At 64.7% G+C, this 16,545-nt stretch carries 19 protein-coding genes, 2 tRNA genes and 2 pseudogenes; 9 read left to right on the forward strand and 14 right to left on the reverse strand.

Features of this window, described 5'->3' with window-relative positions; all coding sequences use genetic code 11:
• Positions 1–60: 60 nt before the first annotated feature.
• Positions 61–1,092: an LLM class flavin-dependent oxidoreductase gene (locus QSV46_RS22705; protein ID WP_314956955.1), complete on the forward strand. Its 1,032-nt coding sequence runs from the start codon at positions 61–63 to the stop codon at positions 1,090–1,092.
• Between the two features lie 16 nt (positions 1,093–1,108).
• Here the strand turns inward: QSV46_RS22705 and QSV46_RS22710 are convergent, their stop codons facing one another.
• Together QSV46_RS22710 and QSV46_RS22715 are read right to left on the reverse strand one after the other, a co-directional pair.
• Positions 1,109–1,351 carry a GIY-YIG nuclease family protein gene (locus QSV46_RS22710; protein WP_314956956.1) on the reverse strand — a complete coding sequence of 81 codons (243 nt, stop codon included), beginning with the start codon at positions 1,349–1,351 and terminating at the stop codon, positions 1,109–1,111.
• 95 nt (positions 1,352–1,446) lie between these two features.
• Positions 1,447–1,532, reverse strand: a tRNA-Tyr gene (locus tag QSV46_RS22715).
• A 207-nt stretch (positions 1,533–1,739) separates the two neighbouring features.
• Here QSV46_RS22715 and rlmB point away from each other — a divergent pair.
• Positions 1,740–2,570, forward strand: coding sequence for a 23S rRNA (guanosine(2251)-2'-O)-methyltransferase RlmB (gene rlmB / locus QSV46_RS22720; protein ID WP_314956957.1), 831 nt, complete (start codon positions 1,740–1,742; stop codon positions 2,568–2,570).
• A 61-nt stretch (positions 2,571–2,631) separates the two neighbouring features.
• Here the strand turns inward: rlmB and QSV46_RS22725 are convergent, their stop codons facing one another.
• Together QSV46_RS22725 and QSV46_RS22730 are read right to left on the reverse strand one after the other, a co-directional pair.
• Complete coding sequence (locus QSV46_RS22725; protein ID WP_314956959.1) at positions 2,632–3,132, reverse strand: hypothetical protein; 501 nt, start codon at positions 3,130–3,132, stop codon at positions 2,632–2,634.
• A 70-nt stretch (positions 3,133–3,202) separates the two neighbouring features.
• Positions 3,203–3,688, reverse strand: a complete 486-nt coding sequence (locus QSV46_RS22730) for a hypothetical protein (RefSeq protein WP_314956961.1) — start codon at positions 3,686–3,688, stop codon at positions 3,203–3,205.
• Between the two features lie 280 nt (positions 3,689–3,968).
• Here QSV46_RS22730 and QSV46_RS22735 point away from each other — a divergent pair, with 280 nt between their 5' ends.
• Positions 3,969–4,448 carry a hypothetical protein gene (locus QSV46_RS22735; RefSeq protein WP_314956963.1) on the forward strand — a complete coding sequence of 160 codons (480 nt, stop codon included), beginning with the start codon at positions 3,969–3,971 and terminating at the stop codon, positions 4,446–4,448.
• 167 nt (positions 4,449–4,615) lie between these two features.
• Positions 4,616–4,690: transfer RNA gene (locus tag QSV46_RS22740), tRNA-Thr, on the forward strand.
• Positions 4,691–4,707: 17 nt separating this feature from the next.
• Here the strand turns inward: QSV46_RS22740 and QSV46_RS22745 are convergent.
• From QSV46_RS22745 to QSV46_RS22765, 5 genes and pseudogenes are all read right to left on the reverse strand, one after another.
• Positions 4,708–5,122: pseudogene (locus QSV46_RS22745) on the reverse strand (GFA family protein).
• Between the two features lie 73 nt (positions 5,123–5,195).
• Positions 5,196–7,031 carry a PQQ-binding-like beta-propeller repeat protein gene (locus QSV46_RS22750; RefSeq protein WP_314956965.1) on the reverse strand — a complete coding sequence of 612 codons (1,836 nt, stop codon included), beginning with the start codon at positions 7,029–7,031 and terminating at the stop codon, positions 5,196–5,198.
• Positions 7,032–7,098: 67 nt separating this feature from the next.
• Positions 7,099–7,845, reverse strand: coding sequence for a class I SAM-dependent methyltransferase (locus QSV46_RS22755; RefSeq protein WP_314956966.1), 747 nt, complete (start codon positions 7,843–7,845; stop codon positions 7,099–7,101).
• A gap of 72 nt (positions 7,846–7,917) precedes the next feature.
• Positions 7,918–8,637, reverse strand: coding sequence for a class I SAM-dependent methyltransferase (locus QSV46_RS22760; RefSeq protein WP_314956968.1), 720 nt, complete (start codon positions 8,635–8,637; stop codon positions 7,918–7,920).
• Positions 8,638–8,877: 240 nt separating this feature from the next.
• On the reverse strand, positions 8,878–10,575 hold the full coding sequence (locus QSV46_RS22765; protein WP_314956970.1) for a HAMP domain-containing methyl-accepting chemotaxis protein: 1,698 nt from the start codon (positions 10,573–10,575) through the stop codon (positions 8,878–8,880).
• 219 nt (positions 10,576–10,794) lie between these two features.
• Between QSV46_RS22765 and QSV46_RS22770 the strand changes: the two genes are divergently transcribed.
• The gene (locus tag QSV46_RS22770) at positions 10,795–11,013 is read left to right on the forward strand and encodes a hypothetical protein (RefSeq protein WP_314956972.1); all 219 of its coding nucleotides are present in this window, start codon (positions 10,795–10,797) and stop codon (positions 11,011–11,013) included.
• Between the two features lie 3 nt (positions 11,014–11,016).
• On the opposite strand, the gene QSV46_RS22775 is transcribed toward QSV46_RS22770, so the two are convergent.
• Positions 11,017–11,181: a hypothetical protein gene (locus QSV46_RS22775; protein ID WP_314956974.1), complete on the reverse strand. Its 165-nt coding sequence runs from the start codon at positions 11,179–11,181 to the stop codon at positions 11,017–11,019.
• Positions 11,182–11,282: 101 nt separating this feature from the next.
• Between QSV46_RS22775 and QSV46_RS22780 the strand changes: the two genes are divergently transcribed.
• Positions 11,283–11,672, forward strand: coding sequence for a hypothetical protein (locus QSV46_RS22780; RefSeq protein ID WP_314956976.1), 390 nt, complete (start codon positions 11,283–11,285; stop codon positions 11,670–11,672).
• Positions 11,673–12,010: 338 nt separating this feature from the next.
• Entirely contained in the window at positions 12,011–12,268 is a 258-nt protein-coding gene (locus QSV46_RS22785; protein WP_314956978.1) for a hypothetical protein, read from the forward strand.
• Positions 12,269–12,325: 57 nt separating this feature from the next.
• On the opposite strand, the gene QSV46_RS22790 is transcribed toward QSV46_RS22785, so the two are convergent.
• The 4 genes from QSV46_RS22790 to QSV46_RS22805 all read right to left on the reverse strand — a co-directional run bounded on the left by QSV46_RS22790 (position 12,326) and on the right by QSV46_RS22805 (position 14,813).
• The gene (locus QSV46_RS22790; RefSeq protein WP_314956980.1) at positions 12,326–12,568 is read right to left on the reverse strand and encodes a DUF6719 family protein; all 243 of its coding nucleotides are present in this window, start codon (positions 12,566–12,568) and stop codon (positions 12,326–12,328) included.
• Positions 12,569–12,806: 238 nt separating this feature from the next.
• Positions 12,807–13,514 (reverse strand): porin family protein, encoded by a 708-nt coding sequence (locus tag QSV46_RS22795; RefSeq protein WP_314956982.1) that lies wholly within the window; start codon positions 13,512–13,514, stop codon positions 12,807–12,809.
• Between the two features lie 285 nt (positions 13,515–13,799).
• Positions 13,800–14,222, reverse strand: coding sequence for a hypothetical protein (locus QSV46_RS22800; protein WP_409997195.1), 423 nt, complete (start codon positions 14,220–14,222; stop codon positions 13,800–13,802).
• 210 nt (positions 14,223–14,432) lie between these two features.
• Positions 14,433–14,813 (reverse strand): His-rich protein BRANT, encoded by a 381-nt coding sequence (locus QSV46_RS22805; RefSeq protein ID WP_314956986.1) that lies wholly within the window; start codon positions 14,811–14,813, stop codon positions 14,433–14,435.
• Positions 14,814–15,062: 249 nt separating this feature from the next.
• On the opposite strand from QSV46_RS22805, the gene QSV46_RS22810 reads away from it, so the two are divergent.
• Together QSV46_RS22810 and QSV46_RS22815 are read left to right on the forward strand one after the other, a co-directional pair.
• Positions 15,063–15,605 (forward strand): tetratricopeptide repeat protein, encoded by a 543-nt coding sequence (locus QSV46_RS22810; RefSeq protein WP_314956988.1) that lies wholly within the window; start codon positions 15,063–15,065, stop codon positions 15,603–15,605.
• A gap of 109 nt (positions 15,606–15,714) precedes the next feature.
• Positions 15,715–16,476, forward strand: a pseudogene (locus QSV46_RS22815) (serine hydrolase domain-containing protein); the annotation flags it as partial.
• Positions 16,477–16,545 lie beyond the last annotated feature (69 nt).

The raw sequence follows: 16,545 nt of genomic DNA on the forward strand, positions 1-16,545 counted from the left end.
ATCTTGTCGCGAGGCTGCGGTCCATTAAATCCGGTCGATCCTCCCACAGAGACCTGATCGATGACCGCACCGCTTGAATTCGGACTGGATACCTTTGGCGACGTCACCAAGGACGCTTCCGGCGCCATGCTTGCGCATGCGCAGGTGATCCGCAACGTCGTCGACGAGGCGGTGCTGGCCGACGAGCTCGGCCTCGATTTCATCGGGCTCGGCGAGCATCACCGAACTGATTTTGCGATCTCCTCGCCCGAGACCGTGCTGGCGGCGATCGCCTCGCGCACCAGGCGCATCCATCTCGGCTCGGCCGTGACGGTGCTCTCCTCGGACGATCCCATCCGCGTGTTCCAGCGCTTTGCGACGCTGGATGCACTGTCCAACGGGCGCGCCGAGGTCATCCTCGGCCGTGGCTCGTTCACGGAGTCCTTTCCGCTGTTCGGCTTTGATCTGCGCGCCTACGAAGCGCTGTTCGAGGAGAAGCTCGACCTGTTTGCAGCGCTGTTGTCGCAGAAGCCGGTGACCTGGGAAGGCAAGCTGCGCCCGCCGCTGAAGGACCAGCTGGTCTATCCGCCGGTCGAGAACGGCCAGCTCAAAACCTGGATCGGCGTCGGCGGCAGCCCGCAATCGGTGGTGCGGGCCGCGCATTACGACTTGCCCCTGATGCTCGCGATCATCGGCGGCGATCCCGCGCGCTTTGCACCGTTCGTCGATCTTTATCACCGCGCGTTCAAGGAATTCGGCCGCCCGGCACAGCCGATCGGCGTGCACTCGCCCGGTTACGTCGCCGAAACGGATGCGCAGGCGCGCGAAGAGCTGTGGCCCGACTACAAGGCGATGCGTGACCGCATCGGCAAGGAGCGCGGCTGGCCGCCGATGGGCCGCGACGAGTTCGTCAGGGAAGCCGAGCACGGCTCGCTCTATGTCGGCTCGCCGGAAACCGTCGCGCGAAAAATCGCTGCAACCGCAAAGGCGCTTGGCGTTGCGCGCTTCCAGTTGAAGTATTCGGCGGGGCCGCTGCCGCATGAGAAGCTGATGCAGAGCATCGAGCTTTACGGGCGGAAGGTGGTGCCGATGGTGCGGGAGATGATGGGGTGAGCGGCAGTCCGTCGGCTCACCAGAGTCTCTTTTTCGCGAAGGCGTGTCCCGAGCCGGACTTCAAATAACGTTCGAAAGATCGCGCTTTCTCGATGTCGGAAAAGGCCACATACGTAACCAGGCGCCAAGGAGTGTACTTTGAGGTGTGTGGAGACTTACCGGCATTGTGATCCGCCAGTCGCTGCCTGAGATCCGTCGTCAGGCCAATATAGCGCTGACCTCCGAAAGCTTCGCTTTCCAGAAGATAGACATAGTGCATGGACGCCGCCCTCCTTCGCCAAGGCTTCGGAGGGCATCCTGCTTCGCGCAGTGAAAGGCTGCAAATCCTGCGAAGCGCGTCAGCGCGAAGCAGGATGGTGGGGGAGGCAGGACTCGAACCTGCGAAGCCATGAGGCGGCTGATTTACAGTCAGCTCCCTTTGCCACTCGGGACACTCCCCCGCTCGACGGCAGCACAATCGGGCCGGACCTTGCCGGCGGACCGAAGACGGCCATGGAACGTGAAGGCCGCGACAGCCCGGATGGGGGCGCGACCGGGCGCGGTTATCGGCGAAGCGGTGGGGTAAAGTCAACCGAGGCGAACAGCTAAAATCGCCCCCGGTCGCACCCAAATTGCCATATTCCGGGACCCGTGACACAAGCGAGCCCATGAAGGATCGAAAATTCACCCCGAGGGGGTCCCGCAGCGGGGCTAAGCCCTTCAACAAGCCCGGAAAATCGACAGGCCGGCCGGCCTGGCGCGAACGCGATTCGGGCCCTGACGGGCCCGTCATCCTCTATGGCTGGCACACGGTCACCATGGCGCTCGCCAACCCCCAGCGGCAGATCCGCAAGCTGACGCTGACCGAGAACGCCGCAAGGCGTCTGGCGGACGAGAACATTGAGACCCGCGTCACCCCCGAGATCGTTCGGCCCCCGGAGATCGACCGCCTGCTGTCGCCCGACGCCGTGCACCAGGGCCTGCTCGCCGAGGCCGATCCCCTGCCCTCGCCTGATATCGAGGACCTGGAGCAAGACGGGATCGTGCTGGTGCTCGACCAGATCACCGACCCGCACAATGTCGGCGCCATCCTGCGATCCGCAGCAGCGTTCGCGGTGAAGGCGATCGTCACCACGGCGCGCCACAGTCCGGAAGCGACCGGCGTGTTGGCCAAGGCCGCCTCGGGCGCGCTCGAACTGGTGCCGATGGTCACTGTGCAGAACCTCGCCCGAGCGCTCACCGAGCTGAACGAGCGCGGCTTCCAGACCGTTGGGCTTGACAGCGAAGGCACCGAGGACCTCTCGGATGTCACGCTGCGCGAGCCGCTCGCGCTGGTGCTGGGCGCCGAAGGCAAGGGCCTGCGGCAATTGACGCGCGAGACCTGCAGCGTCGTGGCGCGGCTCGACATGCCCGGCGAGATCAAGAGCCTCAACGTGTCCAACGCCGCGGTGCTCTCGCTCTATGTCGGCGCGAGCCGGCTCGGGCTGATGAAGCGATAACAAACAAAACGCCCGCCCGCATGGCGCGGACGGGCGTCTCGTCGGCTCAGCCGATCAGAGATCAGTAATAGCGGCGCAGCACGCGGTGGCCGCCGTAATAGTACGGCGCCGGCGCGCGGCGTTGGGCGTAGCCATAGCGCGGACCGTAACCGTAATGCGTGCGCGGCAGATAGCCGGCGCGCGGGCCATAGCCGTAGCGATACGGACGGTAATACGGGTGGCGATAGGGATAGGCCGCCGGTGCTTCGACCGCAGCGGCGCGATAGCCATGACCGTAGCCGTAATTGGCGGGCGCAACGACCGCGTCCTCACGGTAGGTCGGATACGGCGCGAAGGCGCCCGGACCGGTATAGGTCGGGCCCTGGTTGACGTAGTAATACTGCGTGGTCGGCTCGGCGAGACGCTCATAGGCGCCGTAGCCATAACCGCCGCACCCGGTGTTGCAGCCGGAATAGACCGGCGCAACCGGCTGGCACGGGTTGAAACCGCAAGCCGCGGCGGGCGCAGCCCCCACGAACATCACGGCAGCCGCCGCGACCAGTCCCGAAATCATCTGACGCATTACTCTCTCCTGTTGATTTTCGTATTTTTGGATCTTGTCTTGGATTTTTAGCTTGGATCGTTGACGTTTCTTATCCCGGCGGCCCGCCGGGCATTTCTGCACGCGGCCGCGGCCGAGGCCGCCGCGGATGGTCGTAGATCTCAGGCGCGAGAATCACCGGCGGCGGATTGACGGGCACGTCCATCTGCGGCGGCAGCGGCGCCGATTGCGCGCCCCAGCTCTGGTAGTAGCTCTCGGCGGGCTTCGGCAATTTGCGGTTCGCGGGCGGCTCCACTTCGAGCCGGCCGTAGCCGGGCCGCAGGCCCATCGTGGGGTAATAATGGCCGACGTCGTCGGGCTGACGCTCGGCGATGTAACGGCCGCCATAGATCGTCGGCTGTACCTGGACGTTCTTCCCCAGGCCCCAGACACCCTCGACCACGCTGTAGGACGCATCGATATTGTTGATGATGATCGGCACGCCCGGGCGGCCGGGAACGACGATATCGAAGCCGCCGCCGGCAAACGCCGTCGCGGGCAATCCGATCAGAAAGGCGGCGAGCGCCAATGCGCGCATGAGAGGGACCCCGATTATGCGGGGGCAACCTATCCGATTGCGACGCAGAGAGGGTTAAGGCCCGCTCACCAACTTCCGGTAAGCCTAATGTGTAAGGATTGCGCGTCGTTCAAATGCTGCATGAGGCGCTAGCGAAGCGTTAACGTGCGCGGCTCGCGCCCGGAACTCGTTCCACGCGCTCACATCCGTTTGACCTTCGAGTCGCGAAAATCCCCTTGTTTCACCGGAACGGCGAGCGCCTCCAGTGTTTAGCTCCCCGTCAAACAGAAGGGAGACAACCATGACAAAGCTGAAGCTCCTCGGTGCGGCCGCGATCGCAGCGACCACTCTCGCAGGCCCCGCCATGGCGCAGGCCGTGGTGAACAATCCGGCGCGCTGCTCGGCACAATTCCCCAACGCCAACTGCCAGAATCTCGGTGCGGGAAACCCGTACACCGACAGCGGCTATCGCCAGCGCCGCGTCTCCTACCGCCAGACCAATGGCGATTGGAATAACGACTGGAACAGGAGCCGCACCGGCTTCTGGCCGACCGATGTCGCAACGGGTGTAGCCGGTGCCGCCATCGGAACGGCAGGCGCGATCGCTACCGCGCCGTTCCGCGCCTGGGACAATTCCTATGCCTACGATAATTCCTGGGACAACCGCGGCTGGGACAATCGCAGCTGGGACACGCGCACCTACGCCCAGCGTAACGGCTTCGTCTGCGAGCCAGGCACCTATTTCAAGGGTGCAGACGGCCGCCGGCACATCTGCCAGTAAGGCGGGTTAGCTCGAACGCAACACGTCAGGCGGCCCTTCGGGGCCGCCTGATTCATGTCGGCGACCGTGATCGCGGGTTCTGGCACTTTCCGATCAAGTCTGGTATTGCGATGCGCGAGCGGACTGACGGCTTCGGCGCGTGCCGGCCCTGCCCGCTTCCAGGCGTCGCCGGCTTAGCTCAGCGGTAGAGCAGCGGTTTTGTAAACCGAAGGTCGGGGGTTCAATCCCCTCAGCCGGCACCAGCTTTTGACCCGCGGCTTCAACTCGAATTCTTCGGCGCGCTGCTTTGCTGAAAGTGCTCTGCGCCGGGGATCTCTACCCAGGCATGCTTCGAGTGCTCGAAAACCGATTTTGACGGGAGCTGGGTTGTCTGCGGCCGCTATCGCGCCGATGGCAACACCGATCATCGCAGGCAAATTGTCCGCCGTCCAATACACCGTCGAGCCGCAGTCGGGACAGAAACAGTTATGGACCGTGCCGGCGCTCGCAGCGGCACGAGTGTATTCCTTCGGCATTCCCCTGACCGTGACGACGTCCGCGGGATAGAAGGCACCGACGCCGAACGGCGCGCCGGTTCGTCGCTGACAGTCAATGCAATGACAGGCAACGACGAGGCGGGATGGTCCCGGCAACGAGAGCGCTCGAGCGCCGCAGTTGCATTGGGCATTGATCATCGGGATTCGCTCCTCTCTCGTTTCGATGGGGAAGCGTGGCGTTCGGGACACGAGAGCGAACGCGTGATGGCCTTCACTCCGTTCCCACCTCGAAGGCCAGCAGCACGTTGCCGGCGACGCCGCTCCACTGGCCGTAGCCGGAATTGGTGTAGAGCATGCCGCCGGCAATGACCGGCCCAGGACCGTCGATCGCCCCACCATGGGCCGCCACGCCGTTGACGGCCTTGTAGTCCTGCGCAGTGTCGAACTCCCACAACAGCTTGCCGTCGGCCGTGGCGTAGGCGCGCAGGAAGCCGCTGACGCTGCCGGAGAACACGATTCCCGGAATCAGGCTGACCGCCGCCGAAAGCGCGGGGCTGCATTGCAGGCGATCGCCACAGGCGACCGGAGGCACCTCCATCGCGATCTTTCCGCTGGCGAGATCGAGGCCGAACAGGCCGCCGCCTTGAGTGGAATCGAGCTGACGCGTGCCGTCGCGTTTGAAGCGCACGTCGGAGTTCGCGACATAGATGCGATCCTGATCGGCGGCCGAGCCCCACTCGCTGCCGCCAAGCGCACCACCCTTCCCGACCCGCGTCTGCCATAGGATCTTGCCGCCGTCGTCGGGATCGAGCGCGTGCACGACGCCGGATTTCTGCGCGATGGCAAGAATGCGTCGGCCGTCGCGCAAGGTCACCAGGATCGGTGACTGGCCGAAATCGTGGTCGGGTCCGTGGTCATCAGGGCAATTGGTCTTGTCCGCGCTGTAGCACGCGACGACATAGGCGTCCTTCGGCGTGGCCTGCTGGCTCCAGAGCAGCTTTCCCGTCGCAAGATCGAGAGCGAGGATCGCGTCGCTCGTCGTGGACGGCGGGTTGGAATAGGAATTGCTGGTCGCGACATAGATCGCACTGCGCTTCACATCGATCGTCGGCGCCGACCAGACGGCGGCTCCGGAGGGACCATGGAGCTGCGTACCCCTGGCGTTCTTGCCGGTTGGATGCGGCAGTTCGGGGATCGTATAGGTCTGCCAGACCGGTTTACCGGTCGCAGCCTCCAGCGCCACCACGCTGCCGCGGAAGGTGCAGCACTCATAAGAGGGTTGCGAGCCGGCGGCCTCCTCGAGCGAGGATACCGGCACGTAGATGATGCCAGAATGCAGCGTCGGCGCGCCGGTGATGCGCGCGGCCGCGTGCTCCTCGACCTTGGTCTTCCAGATCAGTGCGCCGGTCAGCGCGTTCACGGCGTAGGCGTTGGCGCGCAGATCGCCGAAGAAGATTGCGAACTGATCGGAGCCGGGAAGCGGCGCGAAGCTGATCGCGGCGCGCACCGCGGCGTCGATCGCGAGCGTCCATAGCGTGCAGCCGCTCCGCGCGTCGAGCGCGTGCACCTTGCGGTCGGTGCCGCCGATGAACAACAGGCCGCCCACGATCGTCGGCGGCGCAAAGGACACTGAGGCGCCGGGAAAGGCATAAGCCCATTTCAGCCGCAGGCGCGGCACCTGCTCCGCGGTCAGCCCTGCCATGTCGGCCGTCTGGAAACGGCTGTTGGCCACATCGACGCCCCATCCGTTCCAGCGCGGGCCATCGAGCGGCTGCGGAAAGCCGCCGGCCTGCTGCGTGCAGCGGCCCTTCACGTCGGCGGCGACGCCGATTGCGGCCTTGCCGGTGACGAAGGCAGCGATCGCGCGGCGTTCGTCGTCGCTGCGCTCCTTCGCCATCGCCACCATGCTGCCGGAGGTCAGCGTTCCCAGCACGTGATCGAACGACATCGCCTGCATGGCGCTGCGGCCCGGCACCCGGCTCTGGGCACTGCCGGCATCGTGACATTGCGCACAGTGCGTTGCGTAGAGCGCAGCACCGTCCTGCTGCGCGAGTGCCGGCGCGAAGCAGCACATCAACATGGCGGCTACGACAACACTCGGCCTCATGGCGTGCTCCCATCGTCATCGCAATGCGCGATGGCTTTCCACAACCATAAGTATACAGCGCCCGCTATTATCGAAGCAACGGACTTTCCGCCTGCGTCTGCCACATAGCCGTGGCGATGCGGGCGCGATCGGGCAATTCATCCAGCCGCCACAGCCCAAGACTCTTGTCGTGCCAGCCGGCGCCGCCTTCCTCGCAACGCTCGTTGATCAACGCGTGCGGCGGTGGCCAGTTGAACGGCGCCTTCTCCATGTTGAGCGCGCGCCAGTCGCCGTCCTCGCAATCGCCGTTGTCGGGCCATTCGGGAAACGTCGTGACCAGCAGGAAGCGCGCGCCACTGATCCGAAAGCGGGCGACGGCGCGGGCGATATTGTCGAAGCTCAGATGAACCAGGCAGTCCCGGCAGAGAATGACATCCGCGCGCGGCAGCGCATCGCGCGTGACGTCGGCGATGAGAAACCGGCCGGAAGCTCCGCCGTCCGCGACACGCTGACGGTTGGCCGCGATCAGCGACGGCACGATGTCGATGCCGGTGTAATCGAGATCGAGCTTCAAGCGGGCGATCCAGCCCGCGTCGCCGCAGGGCGCATCGAGCAGCGAGCGCGCGCCGAGCCGTTGCAGCAGTGCAGGAAGCGCCTCGCCGATCGCGGCGGTGGCGCCGTGCTCCGAGCCGAGGCCCGACACCGAAGTGGCGGCGCCCCACAGGTTGGTCCGCTGGATCCGCTCGAACCGCGCGGCGAGGTCGAGGCCGGCGAAATTGTCGCGGTCGGCGACGAAGCGTTCATGAGCGAGCACGGGAGGACGATTGGCGATCATCGGGCGGACCTCAACATTCCGTCGTGAGCACACTAACAGCTCATGCTTTGGATCCGAAATCTCGTCCCCTCCTCAAGCCGGCTTCTGCCACTCCATGATGTGGAAGTAAGGCACCCGCCGATGAAGGGCATTCCTGTCGGGGTCGCCGCCCGTGGGCTGCGGCTCGATGAACAGGCGCAATTGGAGGCCGTGATCGAGCAGCAGCGTCATGTAGGTGCTGAGCCGACGATGCCAGTTCTGAATGCGGATGCCGCGCCAGCTGACCCAGTTCGGCCGCTCGTCCATGTAATGATCGATGATGAAGCGCAAGGCGCCGTCCCCGTCACGCATCCAGCCTTCGGGCGGACCGGCGGTGTTGAAGCTGGTCAGGTTGGCGATCAGCAGCGTGCCGCCAGGCCGTAGCGCCGCCACCATCTTCGCGATCGCCCCAGCGAGATCGGGAATGTCGATCAGGCTGAGATAGCTGACGACGAGATCATAGGACGCATCGGCCTCCATCGTCTCGGCGTGGCCGAGCCGATAATCGCCGTTCGGGTCCAACTCCCTGGCACGCGCGAGCAGCGCTTCAGTCGGATCGATGCCCGTGGTGCGGATGCCGGCGCGCTGCATGATACGGCAGAAGCGCCCCTCCCCGCAGCCGACATCGAGCGCATTGCGAAAGCCGCGTCCTTCGATCCGGCTCCGCATCGGCGCATCCAGCACGAAACGGCGGCCATAGTCGCCGTCCTCCCCCTGCTCGACGATCCAGGCGGCCGCGGACGCGGCCCAGCCGTCGCTGACATCCTCGCTCATGAATTCACCTTCGGAAATTGATGTGCGCCGCGTCTCGCGGGCGCGCTACTGACCACAGATTGGACCAGAGTTCAACATGAGGTAGATTGCGCCGATGCGCTCGACCACCGCCAGGGAGAAGGCCAGGATCGCCGCCGGAGCGGTGACGGCTGTCGTCATGACCGCCGTGCTGCTGGTACTCGCGCTCGGCTTCCTGCTGGCACGATAGGACGCGCGGCGGGCGATCGCCGCCGCGCAACCTTACGCCGCTCGCACCGTGCGCAGGAATTTCCCGACTTCGTCCTTCAGCCTGTTGCTGTCGCTCGCCAGCATCTTGGCTGTCGAGAGCACCTGCGAGGAGGCCGAGCCGGTCTCGGCCGCGCCGCGCTGCACGTCGGTGATGTTGGTGGAGACCCGCTGGGTGCCGTGGGCGGCCTGCTGCACGTTGCGCGAGATCTCCTGGGTCGCGGCGCCCTGCTCCTCCACGGCCGCGGCAATGGTGGAGGAGACCTCCGACAGCCGCTCGATCGTCGCGGAGATGTCGCGGATCGCGCTGACGGATTCCTGGGTCGCGGTCTGGATGCCGGAAATCTGCTGACTGATCTCGCCGGTCGCCTTCGCGGTTTGCTCGGCCAGCGTCTTCACCTCGGAGGCAACGACCGCGAAACCGCGGCCCGCCTCGCCGGCACGTGCCGCCTCGATGGTGGCATTCAGTGCCAGAAGGTTGGTCTGGCCCGCGATGGTGTTGATCAGCTCGACCACGTCGCCGATGCGCGTTGCCGCGACCGAGAGCTCGCTGACGCGCTCGGTCGTGGTGCGGGCCTGGGTGACGGCTTCGCCCGCCATCCGCGCGGATTCCTGCACCTGCCGGCTGATCTCGTTGACCGAGGAAGACAGCTCTTCAGTGGCGGTCGCGACCGACTGCACGTTGCCGGTGGCTTCGCCCGAAGCCATCACCACGACCGAGGTCAGCTCCTGCGCACGCTGCGCGGTGGTGGCGAGCGTCGAGGAGGAAGCTTCGAGCTCGGTGGATGCGGAGCCCACCGTCTCGATGATCTCGCCGATCGCACGTTCGAAGCCGTCGGCAAGATTGAACATGTCGCGCTTGCGCTGCTCGGCGGCCTGCTTCTCCGCTTCGAGCTGCGCAGCCTTGAGACGTTCGACCTCGATCCCGTTGGTCTTGAAGATTTCGACGGTCCTGGCCATGTCGCCGATCTCGTCGCGGCGATCCTTCTCGGGCACCTCGATCTTGAAATCGTTGCGGGCGAGGCTTTCCATGGCGAGCTTGAGCCGCGCGACCGGCTGCGACATTGCCTTGAGGCCGACGAACAGCGCAATCGCGATGCCGACGATGAGGCCGCCGGCGCTGACGCCGACCACGGTCCAGGTCGCGGATTTGGCATCCCGCTCGATGGCGTCCTTGCGCTTGGCGACCAGCTTGCCGGTCTCGGTCGTGAACTGGGCGATGCGCACCAGGGCCGCGTCGATCAGCGGATCGCACTCCTTGTGCGCGCGGTCGGCCGCCCTGGCATTCTCTTCCGGGCTGCTCGCCTGCGAGCCGGCCTTCAGCACCGGGTCGCAGCCGGCGAACACCGCTTTCAACTGGTCGCCGATGCTCTTGATCTGGCTCGCGCGCGACGGATCATCCTGCTCGGCGGCATCCAGGAATTGGCGGATTTCGTCGCGGTTCTGGGTCGCGGTCTTGAGGCGGTTGGCGTTACCCGCCTCCGTCGCCTCGGTGAAGACCGCATAGAGGGCGGCATGATAGGTCTCGGCGCGGCGCTGGGCCCGCGCCAGGTTGAGCGCCGAGGATTGCGAGGCGGAGAGCTCGGCGAAGCTGTCGGCGGTCGCGGAGAGTTCGCGCGTACCGAAGGCGGCGACGGCAACCATCGCACAGCCCATCACGGCCACGATCAGTGCGACCTTCCAGACGATTTTCAGATTGTTCAAAAAGCCCATTCCAGCCGCCTCAACGATTTTCTGCCGATGCATAATCCTAGCGACGTGCATTGGAACCGGCGGACGTTAAGATCTGATGCCGAATGCCCCGAGTAGTCTTACGGAAAACTAACCATTTGGGGCGCCGACGTAAGCTTCGCGTAAGCTTCGGCCTGTTTTCGGGGCGAGATCCGGCCTGGACGGCCGGAACCGGTCGCCGGCGTCGGCCGTTGCCGGCCCATGCGGATCAAGGAAGACAACCGAAACATGGTTCTGCTGGCGACAGTGACGCTGTGCTGTGCCGCCGTGGCCTGCACCATTGCGCTGTTCGAACCGGCATTCGAGCAAGCTCCGGCAACACAGGTCGCCGAGCGGGCGGCAGCCGACGCGACGGCTCCGACAGCGGTCCGGGTGGTCGGGGCGCCGTTCGCGCCCAACGTCAACCCGCGCGAGCGATAGCGCTCACCTCGGCGATGCCTCCGTGCCCGCTTCGGGCCGGCCCTGGGCACGCGCCAATTCCTCGACGAATGCGATGACCTCCGCCCGCTTCTCGGGCGACAGCGACAAGAACGCGCGGACGAGCCTCAGGCCCTGCGCTTCCTCCGACTGGTTGCTTTTGGCGTCCATTCCTCACTGTCGGGCGAGCGGGAAAATTATGCAATCCCCATCGGAGATCTTCTTGATTCGGCCGGCCGGCTTTGCTGGAATAGGTCGAACAGAGGTGGACCATGAAGTGGATCAGAGAGCGCGACGCACTGATCGCGCAAACAATGGCCTTCGTCCAATCGGTAACCGGCAAAAAGGATGGCTTCCATCCACCGGAGACCCCTACGGCCGTACCGGAAGTCTCGGTGGGAAGCGTCACCGTCGAGACCGTTGCCGTCGAGACCTTCGCGATCCAGGTCCAGCCGCGGCAGGCTGCCCCGCCTTCGCCCGTCATGATTCCGCCGGCGCGGACAAGCGGCGATTTCCGCTCCGAGATGCAGGCCCGCATCGCCAATTTCCGCAGGCATCAGGAGCGGTTCGAGCGCGAGCGCGAAGAATATTGCGCGGCCACTCTGACCAAGTTGCGAGCCGCCATCCGCGACGTCGCCCCCCGTCCCGCAGCGAAGAAGTGAGGCGGCTATCGCCTCGCAACCAGGCCAATAACCAAGGCCCTATGGCCACGGGCCTTATAGCCAGGACCAGACCAGCCAGAGATTGGCCGCACAGGCGCCGAACAGTGCCAGCGTCAGTGGCAGCAGCATGTGCCCGCAGCAGGTTTTGAGGTCGGTCGTCATGGCCGGAAACATCCGCTGATTCCGGCGAAGGAGTCCCAGGGTTTCTTTTTTGGAGGATTCAGGACTCGTTAAGGACTCAGAGTCCAGTCGCCCGATCACTGCCCCGTGATCCCCTTTCCTCGGTCGGAACCCCTTGCCCCGAGAACTCGTTAAAGCGTTCTCCCGGAGCGGAAAGAATGCCGTACGCCCTGTTCTGCAACGACGCCCAAATCAGCAAGGCTTATCCTGACGAGGCCGACATCTGGAAGCTCGCGCAGCGGAGCGGACTGGTCGTGGACATCGGCGCCGACGGTGACGAGCGCCCCGGGCCGCGTCGTGTGCTCGACAATGATTACGAGATCAAGCCCTGCCGGGCAGCCCAAGGCGAAGATCCCGCCAAGAACAAGGCGGAGGCCGAACAGCAATCCAGGATGGAGCTTGAGCTGAGTTCTTGAGGCCCGGCCGGCAAGCGCGAGCGATCTGGCCAACCCGAGCGATCTGGGAAGGGAATATCAGGGAGTCGCTGTCGCGAGCGAAGCCTGCTCGCCGGCCATCGCCACGCAGGCCTTGCGGCGGTGCAGCCCGCGGATCGCGCCGGTCACCTTCAGCACCTTGCCCGATGGGCAGGCGGCGTCCTTGACGAAGGCGACCTCATACGGTGCCAACATCAGAGGCTCGGATTTGAGGATTGTCTGTGCAGAGCACGGCATGGAAATGAAGCACGAGAGCACACCTGCCGACACCAAGATACGCATGTCCGTCGTCCCACCAGCCCGGTAATTCTCATATAACGTGTTCCGGAGCGCCAGTTCCGTAAGCGGCAAAAATTATTTTTGCTTTACGGCAGTCCCATGACGCCCGTGAGAAGGGCGCGCGCCCGGCTGTTTGCCTGCAAATGACGCGCCAGATGGTTCACGCAAGGCTAACAAGCGGCAGGCAAACGAAAGGCCGGCAGAAGCCGGCCTTTGTCAGATCGTGGTCATGCGCGGACGGTCAGTAGCGCGAGGCTGCCGGACCGCCCCAGCCGAAGCGGTAGTTCACACCGACCTTGACGGTATGCTCGTCCTCCCGGCCCCGGACGCCGACGATGTCGGCCGGACCGGAGGTGAAGGTCGTGCTGCCAAAGTTGTAGTACTGGTACTCGGCCTTGGCCGACCAGCTCGGCGCGAACATGTATTCGAGGCCGGCGCCGACGGTGTAACCGTCCTTGCTATTGCCAGTGGTGGTGAAAGTCTGCGGCACGCCGGCAACGTTCACGCCAAGGCCGCCATTGCGCCAGGCATAACCGCCCTTGGCGTAAAGCAGCGCCGGTCCCCAGGTATAGCCGACGCGGCCGGTCACCGACCCGAGTTGGTCGGTATTGGACGTCACCTGGGTGCCCAGCGGGAACGTGACACCATTATTATTGGTCGGCAGCCAGGAATACTGGGCCTCGATACCCACAACCCAGTTGGGCGCGAACTGGTAGTCGAAGCCGCCCTGCACGCCGCCCAGGAAGCGGGCGTCGCTGGACTGGAAGCTGCTGTCGCCGGCAAACGCACCGCCGACATGGCCGCCGATGTAGAAACCGGTCCAGTTGTAGATCACCTGCGGCGGCGTATAGGCGGGTGCCTTGGTGTAGGGGCGCGGCTTTACGTCGGCTGCCGCGGCCGGGGCAGCCAGCGTCAGCAGAGCGACAGCGCCCAGCAAAATCGTTTTCATGGTCATCCCCGTTCTTTCAAATCGACACTCAGGAAACAACGTGGCGTGAATTAGGTTGCTTCGCGGCGATGCCGGAACGTTGATCGTTCGATACTGTGACGGGACGGCAACATCGCGATCTTGTTCCGTCACCGCTGCTTGCGCCGACCGATTTGTCGTTGGCGCAAGACCTGCCGTAACGATCTGTCGCAAGGCGACACCGCCCCGTTCAAAGCTCGCCAAAATGTGATCCAGCGGCTCCGGCGCCTTCTGTCCTAACAGCAAGCCATGAAGGCGGGCTTTGCCCTACCGCGTCATCTTTTCCAATTCCGGAAAGGGAGCGTAAACCGCGCCGGCGCAGAGCTCGCTGGCGCGATCGAGGACGCGATCCGCCCGTCCGTTGACGAAGACCACGGCGCGCTCGCGCATACCCTTGTAGCTGCCGTCCGTCTCGCGCGGCGTGAAGCGCAGGCAACTCACGTAGAACTGTCTCCCGCCAACCTCGCGCTGCACCGGCTCGGCCATGCTAGCCTCGCGCACCCCGACCGGGTTGTTGAGATAGGCGCGCATCAAGGCGAGCGTGTCGCTGCGGACATTGTCGGGATAAGGCTGCGGCCCTCCGGCCTGGCCCCCGCCCATCAGGGTCGGACGATCGCCCTCGCCGCCGAAACATCCCGCCAGCGCCAGCGGCAGTGCCAGGACCACCGCATATCTCACGAACCGCCCCACAGGCCTCACTCCACCGATCAGACTCGGAGACGTTCTAGCCCCAAGGTTGCGCGAAGTGAATTCGCTTGCGATGCCCGCACGGAGGCCAATGGCGTACCCGGCCCGCCGTCGATACCTCGCGCTTACGCACAGGGCATGACGGACGGGCCGGGCCTGGATTCCGCACGCGGCGGCGGGGCAATGCTGGACGCCGCCGCGCGGGATCAGTCGTCAGCTGCGCTTGTCGGTGGTCGCCGGCTTGGTCACGTCAGGCTGCGCCTTCAGCGACTTCTTGGCCGACAGATGCTTGTGGTGATGGCGATGCGTGCGCACGGCCTTGTGCTCGTCGGGCGTGACCGCGGCATTGGCGTTCATCGCCTTCGACTTGGAATCCGTCTTGGTGTCCACCTTGGCATCCGCCTTGACGTCGGCGGCTTTCGTGTCGGCCTTGACGCCGGCTTCGGGTTTCGCGGCGGTGGTCGACGCCTTGGTCTGGCTCTGGTCCGCCTTGATCACCGGCGCCGTCGTGGTGGTCTTGCCGGTCTCGGCCGCGAAGGCCGGGGCTGCGATGACGGACGCTGCAAGCAAGGCTGCGGAAATGGTCTTCAACATGGTGGTCTCCTCTGTGAAGGATCTCGAGGCGGCGCCCTTTGCCATCCCTTCGATCATGGGTCGGAGCCTAGGCGGCGCGCACTGAACCCAGTCTGAAGCCTCTAGCAGGCTTCCGTTCATCTCGATGACACGTTTGTCATCTGACGGCAGGCGAATACACCGGGCCAGCCGGGAATGTTTTCGCCCGATGGGTGTTCCGGTATTCGGGCAATCGTGTAGGATCGCCACGTTTCATACGGGAGAACTTAGATGCGCAAATTCTCAATGCTTCTGGTGCCGGGACTCGTTTCCATGACGCTGGCAGCCGGGCCGGTGCTGACCAGCGCCTATGCCGCGGGCAGCGACGAGCCCTCGCCGCCGAAGTCGGACAGTTCGACGAAGAAGGAAAAAAAGAAGAAGAGCTCCTCCGTCAGCGATCCCAAATTCCTCGCGGCCTATCGCACAGCCTACACCACGATCTACGACAACCACGACTACACCGGCGCGATCGGCCAACTGAAGTCGCTCAAGCGCGACGACGTCGCCGATGTTGCGAACCTGATCGGCTACTCCTATCGCAAGCTCGGCGACTACCGGTCCTCGAAGGTCTATTACGAGCTGGCGCTGAAGGACGACCCGAACCATGTCCGCACCTGGCAGTATTACGGCCTCTGGCAGCTCGAGCAGGGCAACCGCGAACAGGCGCAGTATCATCTGAACAAGATCGCCTCACTCGCCGGCACCGACAGCTCCGAATATCGCTCGCTCGCCGCGGCGCTCGACAAGCCAACTGGCGCAACGCTGGTCTACTGAAGACATCGCATCTTCGAACGAAACGAACGGGCACGACCTTTCGGGTTGTGCCCGTTCGGTTTTCTCGGTTAGCCTCTCGCACCATCTTCCCCCTGCAAACTGGTGCGCAATGGACACGTGGCTGCGATCCGCGATCGACTACATCGGCTCCTGGATCGAATTCCAGCACACGACAATCCAGCAGCCGGGCGTGATCGTCGCATTCGTCCATCGCGGCGAGGTCGTCGCCGAGCGTGCGTTCGGCCTCGCCAATCTCGACACCGGCGAAAAGCTCACCCCGCGCCACCGCTTCCGCATCGCCTCGCACTCGAAGAGTTTTACCTCGGCCGCCATCATGAAGCTGCGCGAGCAGCGCAAGCTCCGGCTCGACGATCCCATCGGCCAATATGTCGGCGGCCTGCATCCGCGCGTCGCCGAGACGACGATTGCGCAAGTGCTCTCGCACAGCGCCGGGCTGACGCGCGACGGCGCCGATTCCGGCCAGTTCATTGACAGCCGTCCCTATCTCGACGCCAGGGAGCTGCTCGCGGAATTGAAGCTGCCGACCGCGATCGAGCCCGGCACGCGCTTCAAATATTCAAATCACGGCTTTGGCCTGATCGGCCTCGTCATCGAAGCCGTGACGAAGGAGCCCTACTCCGCCTGGATCAAGCGCGAGATCATCGAGCCGGCAGGCCTGCGCGAGACCGAGCCGGACGCGCCGCTTCCCAAGAGCGCGGCGTTCGCGCGCGGCCATACGCGAAAGGTGCCGCTGGGCGAGCGCTGCGTGATCCCGGGTGACAATCCGGCCCAAGCGATGGCATCAGCCGCGGGCTTCGTCGCCACCGCCGGCGATACCGCCCGCTTCTTCGCGCAGCTCGCGCCTAAAGCGGGATGAGTTTAGTCTGAATCGATTTGGGATTCCCAAATCAGTGTATTTCTGATTCACCATGCTGGCTGG

The organism is Bradyrhizobium cosmicum (assembly GCF_032290525.1).
GTDB classification, from domain to species: domain Bacteria; phylum Pseudomonadota; class Alphaproteobacteria; order Rhizobiales; family Xanthobacteraceae; genus Bradyrhizobium; species Bradyrhizobium cosmicum_A.

Excerpts from the sequence above, each read along its gene's own strand:
- QSV46_RS22705 (WP_314956955.1), top strand. The coding sequence starts at position 61 with ATGACCGCACCGCTTGAATTCGGACTGGATACCTTTGGCGACGTCACC.
- QSV46_RS22710 (WP_314956956.1), bottom strand. The coding sequence starts at position 1,351 with ATGCACTATGTCTATCTTCTGGAAAGCGAAGCTTTCGGAGGTCAGCGC.
- rlmB (WP_314956957.1), top strand. The coding sequence starts at position 1,740 with ATGAAGGATCGAAAATTCACCCCGAGGGGGTCCCGCAGCGGGGCTAAG.
- QSV46_RS22725 (WP_314956959.1), bottom strand. The coding sequence starts at position 3,132 with ATGCGTCAGATGATTTCGGGACTGGTCGCGGCGGCTGCCGTGATGTTC.
- QSV46_RS22730 (WP_314956961.1), bottom strand. The coding sequence starts at position 3,688 with ATGCGCGCATTGGCGCTCGCCGCCTTTCTGATCGGATTGCCCGCGACG.
- QSV46_RS22735 (WP_314956963.1), top strand. The coding sequence starts at position 3,969 with ATGACAAAGCTGAAGCTCCTCGGTGCGGCCGCGATCGCAGCGACCACT.
- QSV46_RS22750 (WP_314956965.1), bottom strand. The coding sequence starts at position 7,031 with ATGAGGCCGAGTGTTGTCGTAGCCGCCATGTTGATGTGCTGCTTCGCG.
- QSV46_RS22755 (WP_314956966.1), bottom strand. The coding sequence starts at position 7,845 with ATGATCGCCAATCGTCCTCCCGTGCTCGCTCATGAACGCTTCGTCGCC.
- QSV46_RS22760 (WP_314956968.1), bottom strand. The coding sequence starts at position 8,637 with ATGAGCGAGGATGTCAGCGACGGCTGGGCCGCGTCCGCGGCCGCCTGG.
- QSV46_RS22765 (WP_314956970.1), bottom strand. The coding sequence starts at position 10,575 with ATGGGCTTTTTGAACAATCTGAAAATCGTCTGGAAGGTCGCACTGATC.
- QSV46_RS22770 (WP_314956972.1), top strand. The coding sequence starts at position 10,795 with ATGCGGATCAAGGAAGACAACCGAAACATGGTTCTGCTGGCGACAGTG.
- QSV46_RS22775 (WP_314956974.1), bottom strand. The coding sequence starts at position 11,181 with ATGGACGCCAAAAGCAACCAGTCGGAGGAAGCGCAGGGCCTGAGGCTC.
- QSV46_RS22780 (WP_314956976.1), top strand. The coding sequence starts at position 11,283 with ATGAAGTGGATCAGAGAGCGCGACGCACTGATCGCGCAAACAATGGCC.
- QSV46_RS22785 (WP_314956978.1), top strand. The coding sequence starts at position 12,011 with ATGCCGTACGCCCTGTTCTGCAACGACGCCCAAATCAGCAAGGCTTAT.
- QSV46_RS22790 (WP_314956980.1), bottom strand. The coding sequence starts at position 12,568 with ATGCGTATCTTGGTGTCGGCAGGTGTGCTCTCGTGCTTCATTTCCATG.
- QSV46_RS22795 (WP_314956982.1), bottom strand. The coding sequence starts at position 13,514 with ATGAAAACGATTTTGCTGGGCGCTGTCGCTCTGCTGACGCTGGCTGCC.
- QSV46_RS22805 (WP_314956986.1), bottom strand. The coding sequence starts at position 14,813 with ATGTTGAAGACCATTTCCGCAGCCTTGCTTGCAGCGTCCGTCATCGCA.
- QSV46_RS22810 (WP_314956988.1), top strand. The coding sequence starts at position 15,063 with ATGCGCAAATTCTCAATGCTTCTGGTGCCGGGACTCGTTTCCATGACG.